We start from the raw sequence: 25,615 nt of genomic DNA, 5'->3' as shown, positions 1-25,615 counted from the left end.
TAGTTATAAATCATAAAATATATTAGTTACAAAAACAGCGATAAAATCAATAATAAAAAGGAGCATGGAGGTATAAACTACTGCAGAGTTTGCTGCGATACCCACACCTGCTGTTCCTTTTTTGCAATAGTATCCTTTAAAACACCCCACTAGTCCTATAGCAAACCCAAAAAAGAAACTTTTGATTGTGGCGGGTATTATATCTCCAAATTCCAAAGCATTAAATACCTGATTGAAATACAATAAAAAAGAGACGTGCCCTTTTACATTTTCAACTAAATACGATCCAAATAGAGCAATAGCATCGCCAAAAAAAATGAGTATCGGTAGCATTAAAGTAGTAGCCATAATTCGAGTAACCACTAAGTATTTAAATGGATTGGTACCAGAGACCTCCATCGCATCAATTTGTTCCGTAACGCGCATGGAGCCTAATTCAGCACCAATACCAGAGCCTATTCGTCCTGCACAAATTAAAGCTGTAATAATAGGACCTATTTCTCTAATTATTGAAATACTCACCATAGATGGCATCCAAGAAACGGCACCAAACTCCAGTAGAGTAGGGCGTGATTGTAAAGTAAAAACCAAACCTATGATGAATCCAGTAACAGCTACCAACAATAAAGAACGATTCCCCATATAATAACATTGACGAAGAAACTCTTTAAATTCAAAAGGACGTCTGAAAACCTCTCTGAAAAAGCGACTGGCAAAATAGGAGAGTTCGCCTATTTCAAGTAAGAAAGATTTGATTAATTTAATTATCTTAAAAATAGTATTCATAGGTATCATGAATTAATTTTCGCAAAAAGGAACTACTCAAATATACAACTATTATATTGATTATCAGATGTTAGAAATGCTGTAAAACTGATTTATTGATGATTTAATCGAGGAAAAAGAATCTTTTGCCTGAATAATTTCATATTTAGTAAATGCACTCTTATAAAAAGCGTAAAAACAGAAGTTTGTATTTAAAGGGAATTAGTTTTTTAAATATTGCAGCGATTATGAAGCCATAAGGGCTTGCTTAATCCTAATAATAAAGGGAGAGGTGTTTATTCAAAAAAGTAGAAGAACAAACTCATTATTAGGATAGCGACGGCGAGTATTTTGTAATTTCTATATTAAAGAATCAACAAATCACTGATGTCAATGCGATTACTTTCATGCAGTATTGTGTTGCAGGTAATAATTTCTTGGGCACCAGCCTTTTTAATTTCCTCAAAAGCATTTTTAGCAAATACTGCATGTACGCCGATACAAATAGGTGGTTTCATTCCGGCATTTTTTAAATGACTAATTGTTTCAATCATAGTTCGTCCTGTTGAAATAATATCATCAACTAAAACGGGAACGTAATCTTTGTATTTTTCGAGGTGGGGTATGGAAACCTCTACATCACTATCACCATGACGAACTTTGGTTAAAATTACATAAGGTGCATTGGCATTTTTTGCAACTTCAGACACCCATTGTTCACTTTCGCTATCAGGACCAATTAAAATTGGTTTTTCAATAGTGTACTTTATCCAGGCTGAAATATGAGCTGCGGCATGTGAAACTGTTGTAGGTATGCTGTATATTTCAGATAAAGAACTTCTTCGATGTAGGTGGGGGTCAATCGTGATTAATGTGTCTGCAAATCCAGAAATCAAATTTGCAAAATAGGTTGAAGTAACGCTTTCTCCCGTATTGAAGGCTTTGTCTTGACGCATATAGGCTAGATAAGGTGAGATCAGACAAATGCTTTTTGCACCAAATTCTTTTGCGGTCTTCGCCAAAAAGTAAAGCGGTAATAATTTAGTGTCTGGTTGATGAAGGGTACAAACTAAAAACACTTCTTTATCCTTGACATCAGATAGAATTCGCAAATACGTTTCTTCATCAGGAAAAGAGCGTATGGTAACGATACCTTTTTCAGCCTTTTCTTTATGAATAAGTATTTCTGTCAAATCTTCATTTCCAGGTAAAGGAAAATATATTTTTTTCATAACCTTTATTGAATTAAAATAATATTCTTTTGTGATTTCATGTAGTCTATCGAGTATTTCAGTTCACCTGTTGTTTCTGAATAAATACAGTACAATACATCACCCTTTTGCACTTTTGTGTTTAAGGGGGTGTTCAGTAATACTCCCGCTTTACTGTCGTGCGGGGCGCCGGCAAGTTTTGCGATTTTGGCAAGCCTCCTGTTGTCGATTTCAGTTACAATGCCTGATTTTTCAGCTTTCACTTCTTCTTTATAAATGGCAAATTCAGGTTCTCTAAAGCCACCTTGTGCATGACATATCGCAAGAAACTTCTTGTATGCTTCTCCTGATGATAGAATTTCCTTTGCAAGCTCTAATCCACTTTTAATTTTTGTGCCATGTACCATGTCAATAATACTTGCCGAAAGAAGTAATGCTTTATTTCTTAAATCTTTAGGTGCATCCTTTTCGTTTCGTAAAACACTCAACACATCCATAGCTTCTAGTGCTGGGCCAATTCCTCGACCAATGGGCTGTGTGCCATCAGTAAAAATAACATTTACCTTGATGCCCATTGCTTTTCCTACGACATTGAAGTAATATTTTAGTTTTTCGGCATCTTCTTCAGTTCGTACTTTTGCCGTTTTTCCTATAGGGATATCGATAACCACATGTGTGGAACCCGCAGCAATTTTTTTAGATAAAACCGAAGCTATCATTTGACCTTCACTATCTACATCAAGCGCTCTCTCTACACGGATTATAATATCATCTGCAGGGCTTAGTTTTATAGAGCCACCCCATACAAAACATCCATTTTCTAACTCTACAACTTTTTGGATTTGCTGGATGGTAAGATCTATTTTTGTCATCGTTTCTAAGCAGTCAGCGGTACCAGCGGGGGAAGTAATTGCTCGGGAAGAAGTTTTAGGTATTGTAAGTCCAAAGGCGGCTACTATAGCTACAACGATAGGGGTTGTTCTATTTCCAGGAAGACCTCCCACACAGTGTTTGTCAACCACAATTTTTTTGTTCCAGGAAAGTTTTTGTCCCGCACCCACCATCGCTTTGGTAAGCCCTATGATTTCTTGAATGTTGAGGTTATCTCCACCGCAAGCCGTTATGAATGCTGCAATCTCAATATTAGAATATTCGCCTTTAACAATATCGTTTATAATATTTTGCAAGTCCTCATACTTCAGTTGATTGCCATACATTTTGGCTCTAATACTTCTCATTGAGGTTACAGGCTGAACATGTGAAAAACTAATTTCGTCTCCTTCTTTAGCATTTAAATCATTCCAAGCGCTTTCTGACAATCCTGCTTCTCCGGATTTTAAAATTCCATCTGTAATAATATATAAAGTGGCTATTTTAGATTTTTGTTTCACGGTTACTAATACTCTGTTTAGCGCTTCAAAACCTTCCGATGTACAGATATTACAATCTTTACGCATGAAAACCACATGTTCCCTTTGGGTATCAATACCAAGATGAACTAATTTTAGAGTATTAAATGTGGTTTCCATTCTAATTAATTTAAATGAGAATTAAAGCTTAAATAAAAGAAGGCAGTGCTAAAGGGTTAAAAAGTACTGTATGCTGCGACTAAGTATTGAGTTCAATATATAATCTTAAAATTAGACGTTAGGGAAGGGCTCGAATTAATTGCCATAGCATATTTCAAAAGAGAGGGCAGCTATTTCTTTGTTTTTTCATTTTTCGTATAGGCGCAACCTGTTCTTGACCGCGACCAATTCGATTTGTAAAGAATCTATTTTTTGTAGTAAATTAAAAACCACATCGATACCTTCGAGATTAACATCTAATTCTTGATGCATTCGAATCATTTTCTCAATTTCATAAATGGAATCCTGGTGAATATATTGGGTTTGTTCAACGACTTGGATTTCGATCAATCCAATTTCATTTAAATTAGAGAAAAAGGATAATTCAACGTTATAATGGGTACGTAAGGTTTCTAGGGGAATGAAATTTTCTGTATTCATAAGGTTCTTAGCTTAGAAAGTTCAGTGAATAATTCTTTTTCTTTTTCAGAAAGACTTGTTGGAATTTTTAGTTCGTAGGTAATGTATAAATCCCCAAATTGGTCTTCCTTTTTATAAACAGGAAATCCTTTTCCTTTCAGTTTTACTTTTGTTCCATTTTGAGTTCCAGGTGCTACTTTCAATTTCACTTGTCCATCAAAAGTGTCTATAGTAATGTCTCCTCCTAAAATGGCTGTATATAAGTCTAAATCTACATTTGCATAGAGGTTGCCTTTATCGCGTTTAAAAGCAGTGTGATTATCTATGGTAAAAGTGATGTATAAATCTCCTTTTGGGCCACCTCCAGATCCTGCAGCACCATGTCCTGTAATTTTTATAACCTGACCATTTTCTACTCCTGCAGGAATAGTTAGTCGAATGTTTTTGCCGTTAATAGTAAGGGTACGTTTGTGGGTAGTGTAAACATCTTTTAAGTCAAGATGCAATTCAGCATTAAAATCCTGCCCCTTATATTGCGCAGTACGGCCACCACCACCTCTTGCAGATCGCCCGCCAAACATGGATTCAAAAAAGTCTGAATAATCTCCACCGTCGCCAAAACCACCGCCATAATTGGCTTGTTGTCCACTTCCTTGGTATTGTTGCTGTTGCCTTTTCTGTTGTTCATACTGTTCAGCATGTTGCCAGTTTTCGCCATGTTCATCGTATTTTTTACGATTTTCAGCATTGCTCAATACTTCATTGGCTTCATTTAATTCCTTGAATTTTCTTTCGGCTTCTTTATCGTTTGGATTCAAGTCCGGATGGTATTTTCGGGCCATTTTACGATATGCCTTTTTTATCTCGGATTCCGTTGCCTTTTTATCGACCCCTAATACTTTGTAATAGTCTATAAATGCCATTTTAAATTATTTTCAATTACTATTTTAGTTATTGATATTCAATAATGCTTCCTATTATGCATGTTAAAAGCAAACGGATAGTGGATATCTTATACTATCAAATTTACTCAATTTTTAGATGATAAATTGTAATAAAATGTTTTATTTCAGTTTATTAATGGAGTGTTATAGGGTTTTCTGTTATAAATAAATCTTATTTTGAAATTGGTCTCAGTTATGTAATTGCTTTTTAAAGATTAAAAGCAGTTAACTAATTTATTCTGAAATCTCTCGATTGATTTTTCTAAAATCCACGGGCCTTAGCTTTATTAATTTATAGAAAGTATTACTAAAAGTAGCAGGACTATTGTATCCAGATAAATAAGCAATTTCACTTATTGACATTTGGGTTTGTAATAGTTTTTCCATACTGCGAATGATTCGTGTAAGTTTTACATATTGCAAGAATGAAATATCTAAAGTGTCTTTAAATAAGCGCGAAAGACTTCGGCTGCTTAAACCAAATAATTTTGCAACTTCTTTTAAAAGTAAAGGTTGGTGTACATTGAGATGGATGTATTGTAAGATAGGACTTAATCTTTCGTTTGTTGTTGTGGGAAGAACTACAGGCAGCGGATTTTTACTGATTTCTGCAATAATGGTTCCTAGAGTTTTTATATATTGGTATTTGCTTTTTTCTTTTTTAAAAATATTTTCACTCCAATTTTCGGTGAACAGTATCATTTCCATGATCAAATTTGAGGCAGGATAAATTCCCATTTTCGAATAAAATTCATTGCTATTTAAAATATGAGTTGGGATATATATATATTACGTATCATACTTACCTGTGTTTTTAAATCGATGAAATGCTCCATACCCGCAGGAATCCACACATAATGTCTGGCAGGTAAAAAATAGGAATTGTCATTGGTCTTTAGATAAGCCATGCCGCCTTCTACGTAGGTAAGTTGATGTTTATTATGACTGTGCATTGCAAGACGCTCTTCAATCTTAGTATGGTAGATATAAGTAGTCTTAGGATATTGGTTCACTTTTTCTAAAAAACTCAGGGTTTTTGATGCTGGCATAGCGTTTAGATTGATTTGGCTCGAATTAACAAATATATGGCTTATTTGAGAAAATAAGACCTAAAAATATGTCGCAATTTTGCTTTTTAATTTAAGAGAAAAATATGCATCTTAATTGTTATAAAACGGTAGTGCCTTCATTCTTATTTGCACTTTGCTCAACTGTAGCCCAGAGTCAGGAAGTTGTTAAAGATAGTATTCCTATTTCTTTAGAAAAAGTCTGGGAAAAAGTGGCGGCAAATAGCAAAGAAATCAAGATAAACCATTTGCACACAGCCTCTGGTGCCGAAGCGGTGAAAAACGCAAAAAGCAAACAATTACCAGAAATAGGTTTTAATGCTAATTATGGTAAACTGGCAAATATTCCAGTTTTTACTAATGGAATTTTGAACAAAGCCGACTTTATTCCGCTGGAAGATCATTCCATTTATGGTGCTACTCTTGATGCTTATTTTGATATTTATAACGGCCATAAGCTTAAAACAAACATTCAAAAAGAAGCTGTAAAACAAGAACTGTCTCAGTATATAGAAGAAGAAACGATAGAGACTATTCATTATCAAGTTGCCGAATCATATCTAAAGTTACAACTGTACTTACAATTTGAGAAGTTAGTAAAGCAGAATATTCATCAAAACGAAGAACGTTTAAAACTAATCCAAAAACTATATAATGGAGGTGTGGTTTTAAAAAGTGATGTGCTCAGAGCACAACTGCAATTGTCTAAACAAAAAACGGCTTTAACTGCTATTTGCAATAATGAACAATTAACCATGCAAGAATTGAATATTTTCATGGGTGACCCTGATGAGCAACTCTTGAAGCCTACTGATGAAATAGGTTTGATAGACAGTCGTAAATTTCTGAGTTATGATGAATATATTGATGAAGCAATAAAGAAATCGCCTTTGCAGAAAATTGCAAAGCAAAAAGTAGCCTTAAGCAAATTAAATATAGAAGGATTAAAAGCGGATAAATTGCCAAGAATTGGTTTGTTTGGAGATTATAATTATTCTTATCCGCAAATTAAGCTGTATCCTTATGCAAATGCGCCTTACTTATTAGGTGTTGTAGGGGTAAAATTGTCGTATGATATCTCATCGATTTATCATGATTTCCATAAAGAGGAAGAGGCAAAAATACTGTATGAAGAACAAAAATTAGCACAAGAGAATGTACAGGATAATTTGCGAAAAGACATTAATAAAGCGTACAAACGCTATCAGGAAGATCAAGAAAAAATTGAAGAGTTAGAATTGAATATAAAACAAGCTACAGAGAATTACCGCATTCTCAACCAGACTTATTTTAATCAACTTTCCTTGATAACTGATTTACTTGACGCCGATAGGCAATTATTACAAGCACAATTTGAACTTATCTCAGCCAGAATCTCAGAACAATTACATTATTATCAACTACAAAAAAATACAGGAAACCTATAATCATGGCTACAAAAACAGAAAGACACGAACGCATAGACAGAATAACAGTTAAAATAACGTACAGTATTGCTGCTGTGGTATTACTATTATTATTGGTTTACGGCGCTTTTACATTGGTAAAAATGTATCGTTATGAAGAAACAAATGATGCGCAAGTAGAAGAATATATTAATCCAATACTTAGCAGAACAACTGGTTTTGTCCAAGAAATTAAATTTAGAGACCATCAAAAAGTACAAAAAGGAGATACTTTATTAGTAATTGATAAAAATGAAACCATAATGCAATTGCAAGAAGCAGAAGCGACGTTGAGCTCCGCAAAAGCATCTTTGTTAGTTTTAGAAAGTAATGCGGTAACTACCACAAGTAGCGCGTCAGTTAGTGAAGCAAGTATTGCTGGCGCCAAAGCAAAACTATGGCAGCAAGAACAGGAATACAATCGTTACAAAAAATTATTAGCTGAGGAAGCCGTAACACCACAACATTTTGAAGCTATAAAAACTAGTTTTGACATTGCAAAAGCAGAATATAAGGCGGTTCAAAACTCGTATAAAACGGCAAAAGGAAAAATTAATGATGCCGATTCTCAGTTGGCTGTAGCCAAAGCGACTGTCCAACAAAGAGAAGCTAGTGTAGCCAGTATAAAACTTAATTTAACGTATGCTTTAATTACTGCTCCTGCTGACGGGATTATGGGGGATAAGACGTTACAAGTGGGGCAGTTGATTCAAAAAGGACAGACCTTAGGCTTTATTGTAGACCAAGAGCAAGGGAAATGGATTGTAGCTAATTTTAAGGAAACCCAAATCGCAAATATGAAAGAAGGACAGGAGGTAGAAATTAATGTAGATGCGTATTCAAATGAAACTTTTCATGGTAGAATACAATCTCTTGCTCCCGCTACAGGATCTCGTTTTTCACTTTTACCTCCAGATAATGCAACTGGTAATTTTGTGAAAATTATTCAGCGATTTCCAGTAAGAATACTTTTGACTGATGCTGTTGCAAAAACAAAAAATCTTCGCGCAGGAATGAATGCTGAGGTTTTGGTTCCTAAATTATAACTAATATGGATCAGTCAGCAAGTATATTTAAAAGTTGGGTTCCCAAGTGGAGCATTAAAGCTATTATTTTTTTGACAATTTTACCTGCAGTTTCTATGTTGGCAGGTTACATTGGCGGAATAAGTAGTGCTGCGAGTTATTATGGTTTAGACCCTACAGATATTCAGTTTTCGATTGTTTTATACTATATTGGGATTGCTAGTTTTTTTCCATTAGAAAGAAGGTTTTTTAGCTATTTTGCTTCTAAGTCGTATTTTTTGATGAGCGTGTTGCTGTTTACAGCAATAAATTTAACGCTTTATCTTACTGATAACGTAATGATTTTTATGGTTTTTCGTTATCTAGGGGGAGCCGTTACAGTCGCTTTAATTAGTGTTTCTCTAAATTTAATTTTTGCACAATATCACTCCGAGAGATCACGAGTTTTGGGATATGCCGTTTTTTACGGAACATTATTAATTGCAAATGCTTTTACCTATTTGCTTAATGCTTATATATTTCAAAATTTTGATTTTAATGTACTGTATTTAGCTATTATTTACATTCAAATTCCGGGAGTTTTACTGCTTTTCCTTTGTCTAAAAAGAAACATGCGTTTGCTTACTAAAAGACTGCCTTTGTTTAATTTAGACTGGAGGAGTTTTTTGATTTACACTACAGTGTTAATTTTAATTGCTTACGTGATTTTGTATGGTCAATATTACGACTGGTTTGATAGTATACGCATTTGGATTTGCGTCGCTATAATTGTGGGATTGCTAACTATTTTTATTACCATTCAACTTAGGAGTAAACGACCATTCATTGATTTAGCAATCTATAAATCCCGTAATTTTAGGTTAGGAGCACTGTTGCTTATGTTATATTACATTTGCAAAGGAGATTTAAGTGTAGCTAATAATTTCTTTTTGGAAAAGATGCATCTAGACTCTTATCATTATGCTTATATCATGTTTTTTAATGCCTTAGGGATCATTATAGGGATAAGTATAACAGCAAGATTTATTTTAACAAAACGCAATATGCGCTTAATTTGGCTTACTGGTTTTGCTTTTTTATTAATCTATCATATTCAAATGTTTTATGTTTTTGGCTCGGAGGCCAATGAGCAAAATGTGTTGTTGCCGTTATTTTTTCAAGGAATGGGAAACGGAATCCTTATGCTTTCAATTGTTCTCTTTTTGATAACTTCGGTACCAGAAAGCAAAAGTTTTTCAGCTTCTTTGAGTGGGGTTTCTTTTCGTTTTTTTTCTTTTACGATCAGTTTAGCGTTGATTTCTTTTATGAATTTAAGGCAAACAAGCGTGCATTATCATGAATTAGGAAATACTGTCACTACTTTAAATATAGAATCAAGTAAACGTTTGCAATTGTATGAAAATATCGCTTTAGCAAAAGGAGCTTCAACACTAAAATCAAAAGTAATGGCTAAAAAAATGCTTGGTAAAGCGGTAGCGAACCACACTAATATTCTGTTTGCTAGAGATTACTATTATTATATGGGACTTGTGATATTTTTTATCATGTTAGGTATTGCGCTATTACCGCATTTACATTACCATTTTAGAAAAATAGGAGCAAGACTTATTCCTATTTAATTAGAAAGTGATATACTAATTAGAAGACTCGTTCGTGCATTCATCCATAGAAATGAAAAATCAATCAGATGAATTAGTAAAACTTTTTGAGTCGCTTATGAGGAAAATAGGTCATAATGTTTAATATCATTCTTGCAGTCCAATAGGATATCCAGTTGATGAAACCGGAAGAAATGGTGTTCCTTTTTTTAAGGGATTCCGGAGTAATCCTTTGGCAGTGTGTAATGATCTCTTTGAGATGTGTGGAGTAGACACTAGAAAATGTGGCAGATTTAATTTCTACATTCATTTCCAGACTCCCGTAGGTACTTAAATTGTTGAGATTGAAGGAACCAATGGTAGACCAATAATCATCAACCACTGCCGCTTTTCCATGTAAAACAGTTTTATTCCATTCGTACAATTCAATATTATTGGCCAGAAGAGCACCGTATATATGATAAGTTGCGCGTCTAGAAAGTGTAACATCTGAGATGCCAGCGAGGATTAATTTAATTTTAACCTTATTTTTTGCTGCTTTTTTCAGTGCATTTTTCATCTTTCGGTCAGGTAGGAAGTAACTTCCTACGATGACGATTTCCTTTTTGGCTGCAGAAAACGCATTAATATAAGCGTCATAGATTTCATTTTTTCTTTTCAGCCAGTCATTTTGAATAATACTGACTACCATTCCCTCTTTTGTATTTAAAGGCGCTTGTTTCTTCTTTTTGAAAAAATATTTTTTTTTTAAAAAGAGGTCTCTACATACCGATTGAAGTTTCTTTGCAATTATCAAATCATCTATCTGAACAGCGTAATCTAACCATGGTTCTTTTCCAGATTTGCCATAGTACTTATCGGCAATATTTATTCCGCCAATTAATAGTATCTGTGCATCCGCAACTACAACTTTATGATGCAGTCTTCGACCGATATAAAAAGAGTTAGCAGAAAAAAAAGGAGAAAAAAAGCGAAAGTGAATTCCGCTTTCTCTTAATTCTTCCTCTACTTCTTTAGGAAATAAAAGGGAACCGAAGCCGTCCAATAATAGATATACCTCCACACGACGCGCTGCCGCTTCCTTCAGTTTTTCTATAATCTTGGCTCCAGTAGCATCGTTTTCAAAAATATAAAATTGAAGATGAATCTCATATTTCGCATTTTCAATAATTTTTTCGAGTCGGGTAAAATAGTCTTCACCACTATACACTAGTTCTAGGTAATCGGGATCGGTTGTATTTTGTGTTTTAGGCATATGCTTATTTTGATTTAACCCCTTTTATTAAAAGAAACTCCAAAAGATTTTCAGTGTCAAGTACCCCAATAAGTTGGCCATTTTCCATAACCAGCATTAAGTTAGATTTATTAGCAGACACCAATTCAAAGGTATCTTCCAGAAGAGTTTCTGCATCCAAATAGATTAAGTTTTTGTTCATTGCATAGCGTATAGCAAGATTCTCTCCTTTTTCAGAAAGAGCTGCTATAATTTGATCCCGATTTAGAGTTCCAACGGGTTCTTTGTTCTCGACTATCATAAATATCTTGGACTGACTGTCCAGTAGTAACGCAATAGCTTTTTTGATCGGCTCATCTGCATCGATAGTTTGATATTGTTTCATAATTACATCTCGCACTTTAAACCCCTTGAGAATAAATTTGGAAGCTACGTGTTCTGTTTCCATTTGGGCAGCTATAATAACAAACAGCCCTATGACAATTAGAAAAGGATTAGAAAAAAATCCTAAAAAAATAAACCCCACAGCTATAAATTGACCAATTCTTGCTGCTATTCTGGTCGCTACATGTCTTTTAAATTTAAAGGATAGTAATGCCCTAAGAACTCGTCCTCCATCCATAGGAAAGGCCGGAATCAAATTAAAAACGGCTAATACAATGTTTACAATATAGAAATTAAGGAAAAAATTACTTGCATTTACGCCAGCTGATAATTGTGCTGCAAGTGCCTCCGGAGAGTCTGGAAGAGTTATGAAAATACCTGTTATTATTGCTAAAAAAATATTTACCATTGGCCCGGCAAAAGCAACTACTAATTCTTCTAGTGGTTTTTCAGGCATTCTGTCTAATCGTGCTAAACCGCCAATGGGTAATAAAGTGATGTCTTTAGTTTGTATTCCATAGTTTTTAGCGGCTAACGCATGCCCTAATTCATGCATTATAACCGTGATAAAAACACATAGAACGAAAACTACTGACCACAGTATCTGAACGGCATTATAACCTGTTCGATAGTTTATAAAAATAATAAAGGCAATAAGTAACGAAAATGTCCAATGCACAAAAAGATTAATACCAGCTACTTTTCCAATTTTGAATTTTCCTTTCATTTTTCCTTGTTTAGTAATATTATAAATTTCAATATAATTATTATTAAGTATTTAAAAATCAGAGTATTATTTAATTTGTGTAGGGAAGGGGTTTTGTTCTTACACTAAAGTACAATTTTTTTTCTGAAGAAATGATACTAAAGGTAATATAGGACAGACAAGTTTTTTTGTCTCGATCTTAAACCTAAGGGGTATGCTCGTATTACATTTATTTACTACTTCTAATGATCCATTTCCCTATTTCTACGGCCCAAAAAACGATACTTGATGCTAGTAATGTTATTAGTAACTCGTACCACGACAACGGTTGTGTTTTGAAAACCATATTAAAGAAAGGAACGTAGATAATCATCATTTGGAGTAAAACAGTTAGCAGCAGTGCCGCTAAAAGAGGTTTATTCGAAAAAACTCCAATTTTAAATAGAGATTCGCGTCCTGAACGAATTGCCATAATATGTCCCATCTGACTAAAACAAAGAACCGTAAAAGCAATGGTTTGCCAGTGTTGAATGTTTGCTTGTATTGCCCAGTATTGAATTCCCAGAGTTACCAAGCCCATTAGCAGGCCAACACTTAGTATGTGTAATGCCATCTTTCCTGCAAAAATATTTTGCATTGGATCTCTTGGGTGGCGGCTCATTATACTATCTCCCGCTGGTTCAGAAGCCAATGCCAAACCTGGTAGCCCGTCCGTTACAAGATTAATCCATAAAATATGAATGGCGAGTAGAGGAAGGGGTAAGCCAAAGAAAGGGGCAAGGAAAATCGCGCAGATTTCTCCAAAATTCCCCGTCATAATGTACTTTATAAATTTTAAAATATTATCAAATATAACTCGACCATGCTTTACGGCAATCATAACGGTAGCAAAATTATCATCAAGTAAAACCATATCAGCTGCCTCTTTGGTAATGGCTGTTCCATTGATTCCCATAGCAATCCCAATATTTGCGCTTTTTAGGGCAGGTGCATCATTTACTCCGTCACCGGTCATCGCTACAAATTGGTCTTTTGCTTGTAGTGCTTTAATGATTTTTAATTTTTGCTTTGGGTTCACACGAGCATAAACACGAACATGTTCAACCATATCTGAAAACTCTTCTTCTGATAGCGTTGCCAGTTTTGTTCCGCTCAATATAATATCTTCTTCTGAGGTGATAATACCCAGCTGCTTTGCAATGGCTTTTGCGGTGAGTTTGTGATCGCCAGTAATCATTACTGGGATAATTCCAGCTTGTCTGCATTCTGAAACTGCGTTCTTTGCTTCACTTCTAGGCGGATCAATCATTCCTGCAAATCCTATAAAGGTTAATGATGATTCTATTTCATCTATATTTAAAGTTTCTGGCAAGTTTTTCATTTCTTTTATGGCATAGCCAATAACGCGATAGCCTTCATTTGCTTTTTGATCAAACTCAGAAATAAGCGGTTCTTGTTCGTTAGCGATTTTATTTAACAGTACATCGACAGCCCCTTTAGTGATAACGAGTATTCCTTTTTCTGTTTGATGTAGCGTTGTCATGCATTTTCTTGAAGAATCGAATGGAAATTCTGCCACTCTTGGAAATTCTTTTTCCAAGTCCTTTTTATTCCTGTTTTTACTTAATGCATATTGTACTAAAGCGATCTCCGTTGAATCGCCATGCCAACTTCCGTCTTCTTTTTCTGAGACATCACTATTTAATACCATTGCAGTGAGTAAGGCAGTGTTTTCAACAAACAGAGTTTCCGTTTTTACATTGGGAGTCACATAAACTTGCTCAACGGTCATTTGATTCTTAGTCAGCGTTCCTGTTTTATCAGTGCAGATGTACGTCACCGACCCTAGTGTTTCCACGGCTGGAAGTTTTCTTATCAAAGCATTATTTTTTGCAAGTCGTTTGGCACCAAAGGCAAGTGCAATTGTAACAAGAGCTGGTAAGGCTTCTGGAATGGCAGCCACAGCAAGAGAGATAGATGTTAATAGCATGGTTAATATATTTTCGCCATTAAACCAGCCTATCATAAAAATCAAGGTGCAAATTATTAAGATTACTATGGACAACCGCTTGCCAAATGCTGCTAACCGTATTTGCAGTGGAGTTTGTGATTCATTTACTTGAATCATCTGGGCAATGTGACCAAGTTCTGTCTCCATACCAATTGTCGTAACGTAGGCGCTGCCATGTCCTTTTGTGATAAAAGTACCTTTAAAGCCTAAATTGCTGCGCTCCCCAATGGAGTAGTCACCGTCAGGCAGTTTTTCGGCCATTTTATCAATGGTATTTGATTCGCCCGTAAGCGTTGATTCATCTACTTTTAATTGGTGGGTTTCAATAAAACGAACATCAGCTGGAATCCTGTTTCCGGCTTCAAGCAAAACCAAATCACCGGGAACTATCTCAGTAGAAGCAATGTTTATAGTATTTCCCGCCCTAATTACCCTTGTTTCTTCAGGAATTATATTCTTAAGCGCTTCCATCGCCTTTTCAGCTCGGTATTCTTGCACAAAACCGATTACGGCATTGACAATAATGATGATAAGAATAATAACAGTATCAGTTAAGTCACCCATTATACCTGAGACAATTGCCGCTAGGATAAGAATCAGAATCATAAAATTGGACAATTGATGAAGTATCATCCGTAAAACAGAGTTCTTGTTTTTAAAGTCAATCTTATTTTTACCATACTTGGCCTGGCAGTCTTTAACATTTTTTTCATCTAGGCCTGTTGCGGATGTCTCCAACTTTTCGGACACTTCAGAAAGAGAAAGTAAATGCCAATTCATATTCATCTGACTTTATTTTAATTAACCGTTCTTTCGTTTTTAAATTTCAATCAAGATAAGGATTAATTAAACCCAAAAAGGTAATTATTTAAAGATATTTATATTAGTAAGTAGATAAAGAATTCAAAATTCTAAAAGTAAATTTTTACAAAATGGAGATTTACTTCTTTCGGAGGGAAAAATAAATTTTGACATTAAGTTATTGTTTATTAAGTGTATATGTTTTATTTTTCGAAGTTTTTTTTTATTCTAAACAAATCAATAGATCTCGTTTTGAGAGACGCCATTGTATGCCCAAGCATTAAAATTAGCAATGATGTCGTGCGCAATTTTCTCTAATGCTTCTTTGGTCAAAAAACCTTGATGTCCTGTAATTAAAACATTAGGGAAGGAGCGAAGTATAATGTACATATGATCCTCAATTTTTTTATTAATGTGGTTACCAAAGAAGATTGTGTTTTCATTTTCATAAACATCTAAACCTGCTGCGCCAATATGTCCAATTTTAATTGCATCTATTAAATCCTCCGTGTTCACGATAGTTCCTCTTGCAGTATTAATAAAGATAACTCCTTTTTTCATCAGGTTAAAGCTGCTTTTGTTGAACATGTATTTTGTTTCATGATTAAGTGCACAATGAACAGAAATCACATCTGAAGTTGCACAAAGATTTTCGAGTGTGGTATAAGTGACAGCTGTTTGCTGGAGTAATTCCTCATTTTTATGTGAGTCGTAGGCCAAAATTTGGCAACCAAAACCAAGCATTATTTTTGCGAAAGCAGTACCTATTCTTCCAGTTCCAATAATCCCAATCGTTTTACCATGCAAATCAAAACCAACTAAATGATCAAGACGGTAGTCACCCATTTGCATGAGTTTTTGACCCAGAATAATTTTCCTGTTTAACGCTAGTAATAATGTTACCGCATGCTCCGCTACTGAGTAAGGAGAATATGCTGTTATATTGGTTACTTTGATTCCTAAAGCTCGGGCTTTTTTTAAATCAATGTAATCATGGCCTACAGAGCGTAAGGCAATATATCTAACACCGTAGAAATATAATTTTTCAAGTACGGTATCAGAGGCATTATCAGGTGTAAATAGAGAAATACCCTCATAACCTTCTGCTAGTTTCGCAGTATTTTCATTTAAAGGTTGGTTGGTATATTCTATTTCTAATTTCCCGTGTGTGGCATTCTCAATAAATGGTTTGTCGAATTCGTATATGCTGTACATTAAAATTTTCATGATGTGTTTTTTATTTCCAACGGTTTAAAGTGGGTAGAATGTTTATAGTATCTTGTATAGCATGTTCAGACAGTTTCAATTTCTTCATTTGGGTTTCTACCGTTTCCTTCATATCGCCGAACGTCATATTTGGCTTTACAAATGAACCTGCATCGTAACAAAATTTACAATAGTTATCCGTTTTTAAACCGTTTGCTTCGGTTCCTTTTAAACTTTCTTTGTCAAGTGGAATTCCACAACTTTGACATAATATTTTTGGTTCCATAATTTCTGATTTTAAGAGTTCAATTGATATGTTTTTAATCTAGTTTAATCCGTTACAAGGATTTTTTTTTCAATGGCTTTCAATATACTAATACACTATCATTTGTTAATTTTTTACATCCCAAATACATAATAATAGAAAGTAGGGTCCCCAGTGTATTTTCCTTGAATCATTATATCTCCTTGGTGGTTCTGTAACACTTCAATGAAAGATTTTACAGTAGTAACGGGTATTTTATTGACAGCGGTAATCACAAAACCTTCTCGAATGTTTGTATACTCTTTTAAATTTCCATCATATAATTTCTTGACCTTTAGTCCATTTCTAACATTATATTTGGTTTTGTCGTCTGCGCTGATTTCTTGTAGTTCGACACCTAATTCTTTCAATAAATCGGCACTTAGAACAATGGGTACGGGAGTATATTTCTTTAGTATTACGGTAAGTTCTTTTTTGTCTTTGCCATTTCTGATTACCATAATGCTAACCATATCTCCTGGACGTTTACGCGAGATAATCTCTTGTAATTTTGAGGACGTAATCGTTTCGATATTATCAATACTGACAATTACATCTTTGGCTCGGATTCCAGCCTGTTTTGCGGCTCCATTGTCCATTACCGCATCTACATATACACCATTAGCACGGTTAATGTTGATCGTTTTGGCAAGTTCACTGTTTAAATCTCTGATGCTGATTCCCAGAACAGCTCTTTGAACAACGCCGTACTTCATTAGGTCATTGGTGACTTTTTTTACAATGTCCACAGGAATAGCAAAAGCATATCCTGCATAAACTCCTGTAGGTGTTGCTATGGCTGTATTTATTCCAATCAGTTTCCCTTCTAATGTTACCAATGCTCCACCGCTATTTCCGGGGTTAACTGCTGCATCAGTCTGTATAAAGGATTCAATGGCTCCTTGATCTTGTAATATGTTGATATTTCGCGCTTTGGCACTTACAATTCCAGCTGTGACCGTAGATGCCAGATTAAATGGGTTTCCAACAGCAACGACCCATTCTCCAATCTCTATTACATCGCTATCGCCAAATAATATAAAGGAGAGATTTTTTTCATCGATTTTAAGGAGTGCTAAATCAGTAAGGGGATCAGTGCCCACTATTTTAGCGGTATAAGTACGTCCATCAAACAAGGTGATATTAATTTCGTCAGCACCTTTTACCACATGATTGTTGGTTACTATATATCCGTCAGCGGTCAATAGTACTCCTGAAGCACTTCCCACTCGTGGCATCGAATTATATTCGGACGAATTAGGGGTCTGAAATTTAAATTGTCTTAAAAAAGGATCGCTTTGAAAAAACTCTTTTAGAGGGTCAGGCAAATTATAAAACTCGTTTTCATCACCATTTTGATTTTGTGGTACTTTAGATTTAAAGAGACTCTTAATATTGACTACGGTGGGGGTGGCTATTTTTGCAGCATATCTAAAATCTACAATCCCAGTGTAAGATATTTTAGCGGTAATGCCAGTTGCTGAATTCGGAATCGTTTCAGTACCTTTTTCGTTTTCTTTATTTTGGGCCTGACATCCTTGAAAGATCAGAAAGATCATAAACAGATAAAATCTGTTAGTTTTCAAATTCATTTTGCTAGATGTAGTCATGATTAAAATCGATTTTAAAAAATTAGTTACTGAGCGACAAAGCCACCATCTACAGCCATAGCATGTCCAGTCACAAATGAAGCTTCATCAGAACACATCCATAATACAGTATTTGCAATTTCTTCAGGTTTTCCCATGCGGGCCATAGGTTCTAAACTAATAAATTCTTCCTCGACCTCTTTTTTCTCTCCAGTTAAGCGGTCCATCATAGCCGTTTTTATTACACCTGGACAAACTGCATTTACTCTAATTCCATCTTTTGCATATTCTAAAGCTGCAGTTTTAGTTAAGCCTATAACACCATGTTTTGACGCTACATAAGCTGGTAAACCTGCAAAACCAACCAATCCAGCTACTGAGGAACAGTTGATAATCACTCCTTTACTCTTTTTTAGCATCTCGTGAATTTCATATTTCATGCAAAGCCAAATTCCTTTTAGATTAACCCCAATCGTTTTGTCCCAATTCTCTTCTGAACACTCTTGGACAGGAGCAGATTCGCCCTCAATTCCTGCATTATTAAAAGCGTAATCCAATCGTCCGAAAGTGGCAATTGTTGTGGCTATCATCGCTTTTACATCTGAAGATTTTGACACATCACATTTAACGAATAGGACTTCTCCTCCCGATTTTTTGATGAGGTCAATTGTTTCGGTATTTTCTTTCCAATCCACCACAACGACTTTTGCTCCTTTTTTGGCAAAAGCCAGAGCGGTTGCCCTTCCAATACCGAATGAACCACCGGTCACGATTGCCACTTTATTTTTGAATTCAGTTTCCATAATTGATTTATTTAAAAATTATTCATAGCCGTACTGTGTTTTTAATTTCGGTTGCCAAAATATTTTCAATGCCTTTGATAATGGCATCAGGATTAAATGAAATGCTATCGATTCCTTCCTCCACTAGAAACTGTGCAAATTCTGAAATATCACTAGGTGCCTGACCACACAATCCTACTTTTATTTTATTTCTTTTGGCGGCATGTATTGTTTCCCTAATTAAAGCTTTTACTGCTGGATTTTGTTCGCTAAACAAATAACTAATTAATGCAGAATCACGGTCTAGGCCAAGGGTGAGTTGAGTTAAATCATTGGAACCAATAGAAAACCCGTCAAAAAGTTGGGCAAATTCATCTGCTAATATCACATTGCTTGGTATTTCTATCATAACGTATACCTCAAGACCATTTTCGCCTTTCACTAATTTATTGGTAGCCATCTCTGCAAGTACTTTTTGGCCTTCTTCGATAGTTCTACAAAAAGGAATCATTAATTTTACATTGTGAAATCCCATTTCGTTTCGTACTTTTTTCATAGCTTCACATTCTAAGGCAAAGCCATTTCTATAAAAATCGCTGTAATAACGGGAAGCCCCTCGAAAACCGATCATCGGATTTTCTTCATGAGGTTCAAAGTATTTTCCGCCAATTAGATTGGCGTATTCATTGCTTTTAAAATCACTCATTCTCACAATTACATCTTTTGGATAAAAAGCGGCTGCGACTATTGAAACAGCTTCCGCTAGTTTGTCAATGAAATAAGTTTTACCGTCTTTATATCCTTTAGTTAATTCAGATATTTGATTAATTACCGCTTTATCAGTTATTTTATCGGGTTCAAGAAGTGCAAGCGGATGAATCTTAATGCTATTAGAAATGACAAATTCCAATCGCATCAAACCAACGCCTTTATTGGGATAGTTGCTCAATTCAAACGCCTTATCAGGATCTGCAAGAATGAACATAGGATCAGTTTCTGGCATGGATAATTGACTGAAGTCATGTTCTGTTATTTCCCATTTTAATTTCCCATCATAAACATTCCCATCTTTACCTTCAGCGCAGGATACGGTAATTTGCTGTCCGTTTTTTATTACTGTAGTGGCATCTCCACAACCTACTACAGCAACTACGCCCAGTTCGCGTGCTACAATAGCAGCATGACTGGTACGTCCCCCTTTGTTAGTAATAATGGCGGCTGCCTTTTTCATAATTGGATCCCAATCGGGATTCGTTAAATCAGTAACGAGAATTTCTCCTTCTAATAATTGATTCCCTTCCTCTGGGCTATTGAGTATGCGTGCTTTTCCTGTAGCTATTTTATCGCCCAATGCTATACCTTTTGTAATAAGGTTACCTTTTTCTGTGAGTTTATAAATCTCTCTGACTTGTTTTATATCTTTCCCGTAAATCGTTTCAGGACGGGCTTGAACAATATAGAGCTGATTATTTAGTCCATCTTTTGCCCATTCGATGTCCATGGGTTTTTTATAATGTTTTTCAATTGTATAACACCAGTGTGCAAGTTGGATGACCTCTTTGTCACTTAAGGAAAACTGATTTTGTTTTTCTACAGTTGTAGGGGTATTTATGATGGTATGTTGAGATGAGGTTTCTTCGCTGCTTTCGGCATAAATCATCGTAAATTCTTTTCGGCCGCAATGCCTTTTTAGAATGGGATTTAGTTTTGAATTTTCTAAAGTGGGCTTAAATACCATCCATTCATCTGGTGTTATGGTACCTTGGACAATATTCTCGCCAAGACCCCAACTACCGTTAATGATTATTGTGTTATGAAAACCGCTGTCAGGATCGATAGTAAAAGCAACACCCGAAGCCGCTTTATCGCTTCGTACCATTTGTTGCACACCTACAGAGATTGCGATGTCTAGATTTGTAAAACCCATATCATTGCGGTACTTGATAGCACGATCTGTAAATAGAGATACATAACAGCGATGTACTGCGTCAATTAATTGATTTTCACCGTTAATATTAAGGAAAGACTCCATTTGTCCGGCAAAACTTGCAGATGGCAAATCTTCTGCTGTAGCACTACTTCGAACGGCTACCCCAAGATTCTTTGTCTCGCTTTGTTTGCTTAGCGATTGGTACGCAGTACTAATTTCCGTACGTATTTCGTCAGGAATAGTTGCTGATAGAATTAATGCTCTTGCTTTTTCGCCAATTTCAGACAGGTTAGTGTACTGTTTTGTGTCTAATAGATTCAATACAGTAGCCAATGATTTTTCTAAATTGTTTTGCTTTCGAAACAGACGATACCCTTTTGCGGTAACAGCAAATCCATTAGGAACATTGACACCAATAGGATTCAATTGCGTATATAGTTCACCAAGTGAGGCATTTTTACCACCAACCAGATCTATTGCATTAATGTCAATTTGGTTAAAAAACAAGATGTATTTATAATTTTCCATTTTTTTATATTTTCTTTTTAACAGACGACTGTCTATGTTTCATAAATGCAATTGAAAAATAGTAATAGTAGGATTCTATTATTCGAAACCTCAAAATGATTTTTAAACTCATTTTGAGAATTACAAGTACGATTTGGGAACTAAAGAGAGAGCAATGTAGGTGTGCTCTCATACTAATATTTTAGTGTACTACTAATTTAATCAAAAAAAAATATTTTAGGCACAGAAAGTATGTTTATTTTAAAATTATTTAAATTTAATTAATTAGTTAACAGTGGTTTGCGTTTTTGTTTTGTGAGCGTTATCTTTTTTTAATTTTAATAAAGCAGAGCATTGTTTCTGTTAAATTTTAGAGTTATCACTAGTTTTTTTGTAATTACGATAGTAAGATAGTGCTATAAGGCGCATCGTATAGTACTATAATTAACAGTTAAAAAAGAGTTTAATTAAATTATTATTTTATTTTTGTAAGATATCGTGAGTATGCTTTTTGTAAAGAAAGCATTGTAAATAAGTGCAAAAAAGGTGCTTTTTTAAACGATTAACCTCAAATGAATACCCCCATCAAAATAATGAAAAAACCTATATTGCCATTAAATGAATCAGAAAGAATCAAGGCCCTTGAAAGTTATTCGATTTTGGATTCTTTACCTGAAGAGGAGTATGATTCCATTACACAGTTAGCTTCTTACATTTGTGGTACTCCAATAGCGTTAATAACTTTATTAGACGAGAATCGACAATGGTTTAAATCAAGTATAGGGGTAGGGGTTACTGAAACTCCACGAGATATCTCCTTTTGCCAATATACAATTATGGGAGAGGATGTCTATGAAGTTAATAATGCAGAAGAAAATGAGATTTTCACTAATAATCCCTTGGTAACAGGATACCCTGATATTCGGTTTTATGCAGGTGCTCCACTGCATGATGCTAATGGATTTAATTTGGGCTCACTTTGCGTTATTGATACGAAGCCAAGGATACTTTCTAAAGAACAGAAAAGTGCTTTAAAATTGTTGGCGAATCAAGTGATTTTATTATTGGATCTGCGAAAAAAGAATGTAGATCTTAAAACCACTCAACTAGAATTTAAAAATTTTATTGAACTCTCAAAAGATTTACTTTGTATTGCTAATGTAAATGGTACATTTCAAAAAGTTAATCCAGCTTTTACAACTGTTCTGGGATATGCTAAAGAGGAATTAGAAGGAGGGTCATTTCTAGATTATATTCATCCCGATGATTTAGATAAAACTTATAAACAAATAGAAAAACTCGCACTTGGACACAAAACGATTAGTTTTGAAAATCGTTACCTATGTAAAAATGGAGCGTATGTTTTGTTAAGTTGGAATACATCACCTGACCCTAAAACAGGTAATCTATATTGCACTGCAAGAGATATTACTTTTGATAGAAAGCAGCAAGAAATTGTAGTACAAACTAAAAATGAATTAAAGGCGATACTTAATTCCTCTGAATTGTCAATAATAGCAACCGACCTTCACGGGACGGTGAAGCAATTTAATAAGGGAGCTGAAAATTTACTAGGTTATCAAGCAGAGGAAGTTGTAGGAAAAGAATCAGTAACTCTTTTTCATATGGTAAATGAGGTTGTACAACGTTCCCAGGAATTAAGTGAGGAATTTGGTGAATTTATTGAACCAGGATTTGAAGTGTTTTTTACTAAAGCTTTAAAATTTGGAATTGCAGATACTCAGGATTGGACTTATTTAAGTAAAGATGGTAGTGCTTTTCCAGTACAATTATCAGTTACAGACATAAGAAATAGCTTAGGGGAAATAACGGGCTACTTAGGAATAGCCAAGGACGTCTCAAAGGAAAAAGAAGCAGAGCATAACTTACTTAACAGTAACATGTTATTAGATGAATCCCAACGGATAGCGAAAATAGGAAGTTGGAAATATGATATCGCAACAAATAATTTGGTTTGGTCAGAAGGGCATTATGCTATTTTTGAGCTTCCTCATTTACCTAAAAATGAACTTAACGATGCGTATCGCAGTCGCATTCATCCCGAGGATCTGATAATTTTAGATGAGTTAAGTGACATTGTCGTTAAGACTGGTGATAATTTTAAAATTAACTATCGAATAGTCTTACCCGATGGTAGAATAAAGCAAATTGTAGAAATAGGCCAACCTTATAAAAATAGAAGGGGTGAAGTAGTGGGAATGCAAGGGATGATTCAGGATGTTACTGATGAAAAAACTGCCGAACAGAATTTAATAGATGCCAATAAACTATTAGACGAATCACAAACCATTGCTAAAATTGGAAGTTGGAAATATGATTTAGTTACAAACGATTTGTACTGGTCAAAAGGACATTATCAAATTTTTGAGCTAGAGGAATTACCTCCAAATCAGCTCAACGCTATTTCTAAATCAAGAATCCATCCAGATGATTTATCAGTACTTGAAGAGTCTGATAAAATTATGATGGAAACAGGGAATGATTTTAAAATTAGTTACAGAGTATTATTTCCAGATAATAGAGTAAAACAAATTTTAGAAATAGGCCAACCCTATAGGAATAAAAAAGGGGAAATAATAGGAATGCAGGGGACAATCCAAGATATTACAAAGGAAAGAGAAGCAGAGTTAAATTTAATTAACAGTAACAAACTATTAGACGAATCTCAAAGTATAGCTAAGATTGGAAGTTGGAAACTTGATTTAATCACCAATGATTTAACATGGTCTAAAGGGCATTATCAAATTTTTGGTTTAGAAGAATTACCTTCTGATCAACTTTTTAGTGCATATAGAGATCGAATTCATCCAGATGACTTAGCGGCTTTGGATGATATTATTGCACATACATTAAAAACTGGAGATAATTTGCATTACAATCACAGATTTTTGCTGCCTGACGGTAGTTTTAAATATCTGATTGGAATAGGAAAAGCATATAAAAATGAGGAGGGAGAAGTTGTTAGTATTCAAGGTACGGTCCAGGATATTACCGAGAAAACACTCGCCGAACAAATTATAATCGAGAAAGCTAAAGAAATAAATGATGTCAGGTCAGCTTTAGATGAATCTTCGATAGTAACAATTACAGATCATCAAGGTATTATTACTTTTGTGAACGATAAATTTTGTTCCATTTCTAAATATCCAAAAGAAGAACTTCTAGGTTACTATCATTATCTGGATAATCCACATTACAAATTAAATAGGTTCATTAAAAATATATGGACAACTATTGGTAATGGGCGTATTTGGAAGGGTGAGATTATGAATGTCGCCAAAGACGGATCGTGGTATTGGGTCCATTCAACAATTGTTCCTTTTTTAAACAGTGAAGGAAAGCCCTATCAATATATTGCGATAAGTTCTGATATTACAGAACAAAAACAAGCGCAGAAAAATTTAAACAATGCATTAACAGATCTTGAAAAAAAGAATAAAGAATTAGATCAGTTTGCTTATGTCGTTTCACATGACCTTAAGGCTCCTCTTAGAGCTATTAATAATCTTTCGGAGTGGATTATGGAAGATATGCCTGAGATGCCGGCTGACGTAAGTGCTAATTTTGGATTGTTACGAGGTCGTATTATGCGTATGGAGAATTTAATTAATGGAGTTTTAGATTATTCCCGTATTGGTAAAACGTCAATTGAAGGGCAGATGACGGACTTGAAAAAAATGCTACATCAGATTGTTGAAACGGTTGTTCCTACTGAAGGATATGAAGTTTATATTGCAGATACTATTCCTGAAATAAAAATTGCAAGAATACTATTTGAGCAGATATTCGCTAACCTAATTAGTAATGCAGTAAAGTATAATGACAAACCAATAGGAAAAATAGAGTGTCAATATGAATCATTACCTAACTTTTACCAATTTACCATAAAAGATAACGGCCCAGGAATAGCTGAAAAATACCATGAAAAAGTATTTAAAGTTTTTCAAACTATTGAAGCTCGAGATAAAAAAGAAAGTACAGGTGTTGGGTTGTCAATTGTACAAAAAATAATTGAAGAAATGGGAGGAACTATTCGTATTGAATCAGAAGAAGATAAAGGCGCAAGTTTTATCTTTACAATTCCTAAAAAATAGAAA

Annotated in this window: 19 protein-coding genes; 4 read left to right on the top strand and 15 right to left on the bottom strand. The window is 34.7% G+C overall.

The genetic code is table 11. The annotated features are described in order from the left end of the window. Positions 1–3: 3 nt before the first annotated feature. The 7 genes from QO182_RS03775 to QO182_RS03745 form a co-directional block, all read right to left on the bottom strand. The gene (locus QO182_RS03775; protein ID WP_371541743.1) at positions 4–795 is read right to left on the bottom strand and encodes an MlaE family ABC transporter permease; all 792 of its coding nucleotides are present in this window, start codon (positions 793–795) and stop codon (positions 4–6) included. 335 nt (positions 796–1,130) lie between these two features. Continuing rightward, complete coding sequence (locus QO182_RS03770; protein ID WP_371559963.1) at positions 1,131–1,997, bottom strand: ribose-phosphate pyrophosphokinase; 867 nt, start codon at positions 1,995–1,997, stop codon at positions 1,131–1,133. 5 nt (positions 1,998–2,002) lie between these two features. Next, entirely contained in the window at positions 2,003–3,505 is a 1,503-nt protein-coding gene (locus QO182_RS03765) for a thymidine phosphorylase family protein (RefSeq protein WP_371559962.1), read from the bottom strand. Between the two features lie 186 nt (positions 3,506–3,691). Continuing rightward, a complete protein-coding gene (locus QO182_RS03760) occupies positions 3,692–3,985 on the bottom strand; it encodes a chaperone modulator CbpM (RefSeq protein WP_371541735.1) in 294 nt (97 codons plus the stop codon). Further along, on the bottom strand, positions 3,982–4,887 hold the full coding sequence (locus QO182_RS03755) for a DnaJ C-terminal domain-containing protein (protein ID WP_371541732.1): 906 nt from the start codon (positions 4,885–4,887) through the stop codon (positions 3,982–3,984). The genes QO182_RS03760 and QO182_RS03755 overlap by 4 nt, the downstream gene beginning before the upstream one ends. A 255-nt stretch (positions 4,888–5,142) precedes the next feature. After that, a complete protein-coding gene (locus tag QO182_RS03750) occupies positions 5,143–5,616 on the bottom strand; it encodes a helix-turn-helix domain-containing protein (protein ID WP_371559961.1) in 474 nt (157 codons plus the stop codon). 53 nt (positions 5,617–5,669) lie between these two features. Continuing rightward, positions 5,670–5,957, bottom strand: a complete 288-nt coding sequence (locus QO182_RS03745) for an AraC family ligand binding domain-containing protein (protein WP_371559960.1) — start codon at positions 5,955–5,957, stop codon at positions 5,670–5,672. A 104-nt stretch (positions 5,958–6,061) separates the two neighbouring features. On the opposite strand from QO182_RS03745, the gene QO182_RS03740 reads away from it, so the two are divergent. Genes QO182_RS03740 through QO182_RS03730 form a run of 3 tightly spaced genes read left to right on the top strand, consistent with a single transcriptional unit; the run spans position 6,062 to position 10,064 of the window. Beyond that, positions 6,062–7,402 carry a TolC family protein gene (locus QO182_RS03740; RefSeq protein WP_371559959.1) on the top strand — a complete coding sequence of 447 codons (1,341 nt, stop codon included), beginning with the start codon at positions 6,062–6,064 and terminating at the stop codon, positions 7,400–7,402. Positions 7,403–7,404: 2 nt separating this feature from the next. Beyond that, complete coding sequence (locus QO182_RS03735; protein ID WP_371541723.1) at positions 7,405–8,466, top strand: HlyD family secretion protein; 1,062 nt, start codon at positions 7,405–7,407, stop codon at positions 8,464–8,466. A gap of 5 nt (positions 8,467–8,471) precedes the next feature. Beyond that, positions 8,472–10,064, top strand: coding sequence for an MFS transporter (locus tag QO182_RS03730; RefSeq protein ID WP_371559958.1), 1,593 nt, complete (start codon positions 8,472–8,474; stop codon positions 10,062–10,064). 73 nt (positions 10,065–10,137) lie between these two features. On the opposite strand, the gene QO182_RS03725 is transcribed toward QO182_RS03730, so the two are convergent. From QO182_RS03725 to ppsA, 8 genes are all read right to left on the bottom strand, one after another. After that, positions 10,138–11,298: a phosphatidylserine/phosphatidylglycerophosphate/cardiolipin synthase family protein gene (locus tag QO182_RS03725; protein ID WP_371541717.1), complete on the bottom strand. Its 1,161-nt coding sequence runs from the start codon at positions 11,296–11,298 to the stop codon at positions 10,138–10,140. Between the two features lie 4 nt (positions 11,299–11,302). Beyond that, on the bottom strand, positions 11,303–12,388 hold the full coding sequence (locus tag QO182_RS03720; RefSeq protein WP_371541714.1) for a M50 family metallopeptidase: 1,086 nt from the start codon (positions 12,386–12,388) through the stop codon (positions 11,303–11,305). A 208-nt stretch (positions 12,389–12,596) separates the two neighbouring features. Then, a complete protein-coding gene (locus QO182_RS03715; protein WP_371559957.1) occupies positions 12,597–15,164 on the bottom strand; it encodes a cation-translocating P-type ATPase in 2,568 nt (855 codons plus the stop codon). Positions 15,165–15,416: 252 nt separating this feature from the next. After that, positions 15,417–16,406 (bottom strand): NAD(P)-dependent oxidoreductase, encoded by a 990-nt coding sequence (locus QO182_RS03710; RefSeq protein WP_371541709.1) that lies wholly within the window; start codon positions 16,404–16,406, stop codon positions 15,417–15,419. Between the two features lie 10 nt (positions 16,407–16,416). Next, a complete protein-coding gene (locus QO182_RS03705; RefSeq protein ID WP_371541706.1) occupies positions 16,417–16,671 on the bottom strand; it encodes a zinc ribbon domain-containing protein in 255 nt (84 codons plus the stop codon). A gap of 113 nt (positions 16,672–16,784) precedes the next feature. Next, positions 16,785–18,299 (bottom strand): trypsin-like peptidase domain-containing protein, encoded by a 1,515-nt coding sequence (locus QO182_RS03700; protein WP_371559956.1) that lies wholly within the window; start codon positions 18,297–18,299, stop codon positions 16,785–16,787. 26 nt (positions 18,300–18,325) lie between these two features. Next, positions 18,326–19,081, bottom strand: a complete 756-nt coding sequence (locus QO182_RS03695; RefSeq protein WP_371541765.1) for an SDR family oxidoreductase — start codon at positions 19,079–19,081, stop codon at positions 18,326–18,328. Between the two features lie 22 nt (positions 19,082–19,103). Continuing rightward, complete coding sequence (gene ppsA, locus QO182_RS03690; protein ID WP_371559955.1) at positions 19,104–21,518, bottom strand: phosphoenolpyruvate synthase; 2,415 nt, start codon at positions 21,516–21,518, stop codon at positions 19,104–19,106. A gap of 572 nt (positions 21,519–22,090) precedes the next feature. Here ppsA and QO182_RS03685 point away from each other — a divergent pair. Continuing rightward, positions 22,091–25,612 (top strand): PAS domain S-box protein, encoded by a 3,522-nt coding sequence (locus QO182_RS03685; RefSeq protein ID WP_371559954.1) that lies wholly within the window; start codon positions 22,091–22,093, stop codon positions 25,610–25,612. The last annotated feature ends 3 nt before the right edge of the window (positions 25,613–25,615 follow it).

The sequence above is a fragment of the Flavobacterium sp. Arc2 genome (assembly GCF_041431385.1).
Classification (GTDB): Bacteria; Bacteroidota; Bacteroidia; order Flavobacteriales; family Flavobacteriaceae; genus Flavobacterium.
Note: the sequence above shows the minus strand (reverse complement) of the source record. Positions and strands in the feature narration are given on the sequence as shown.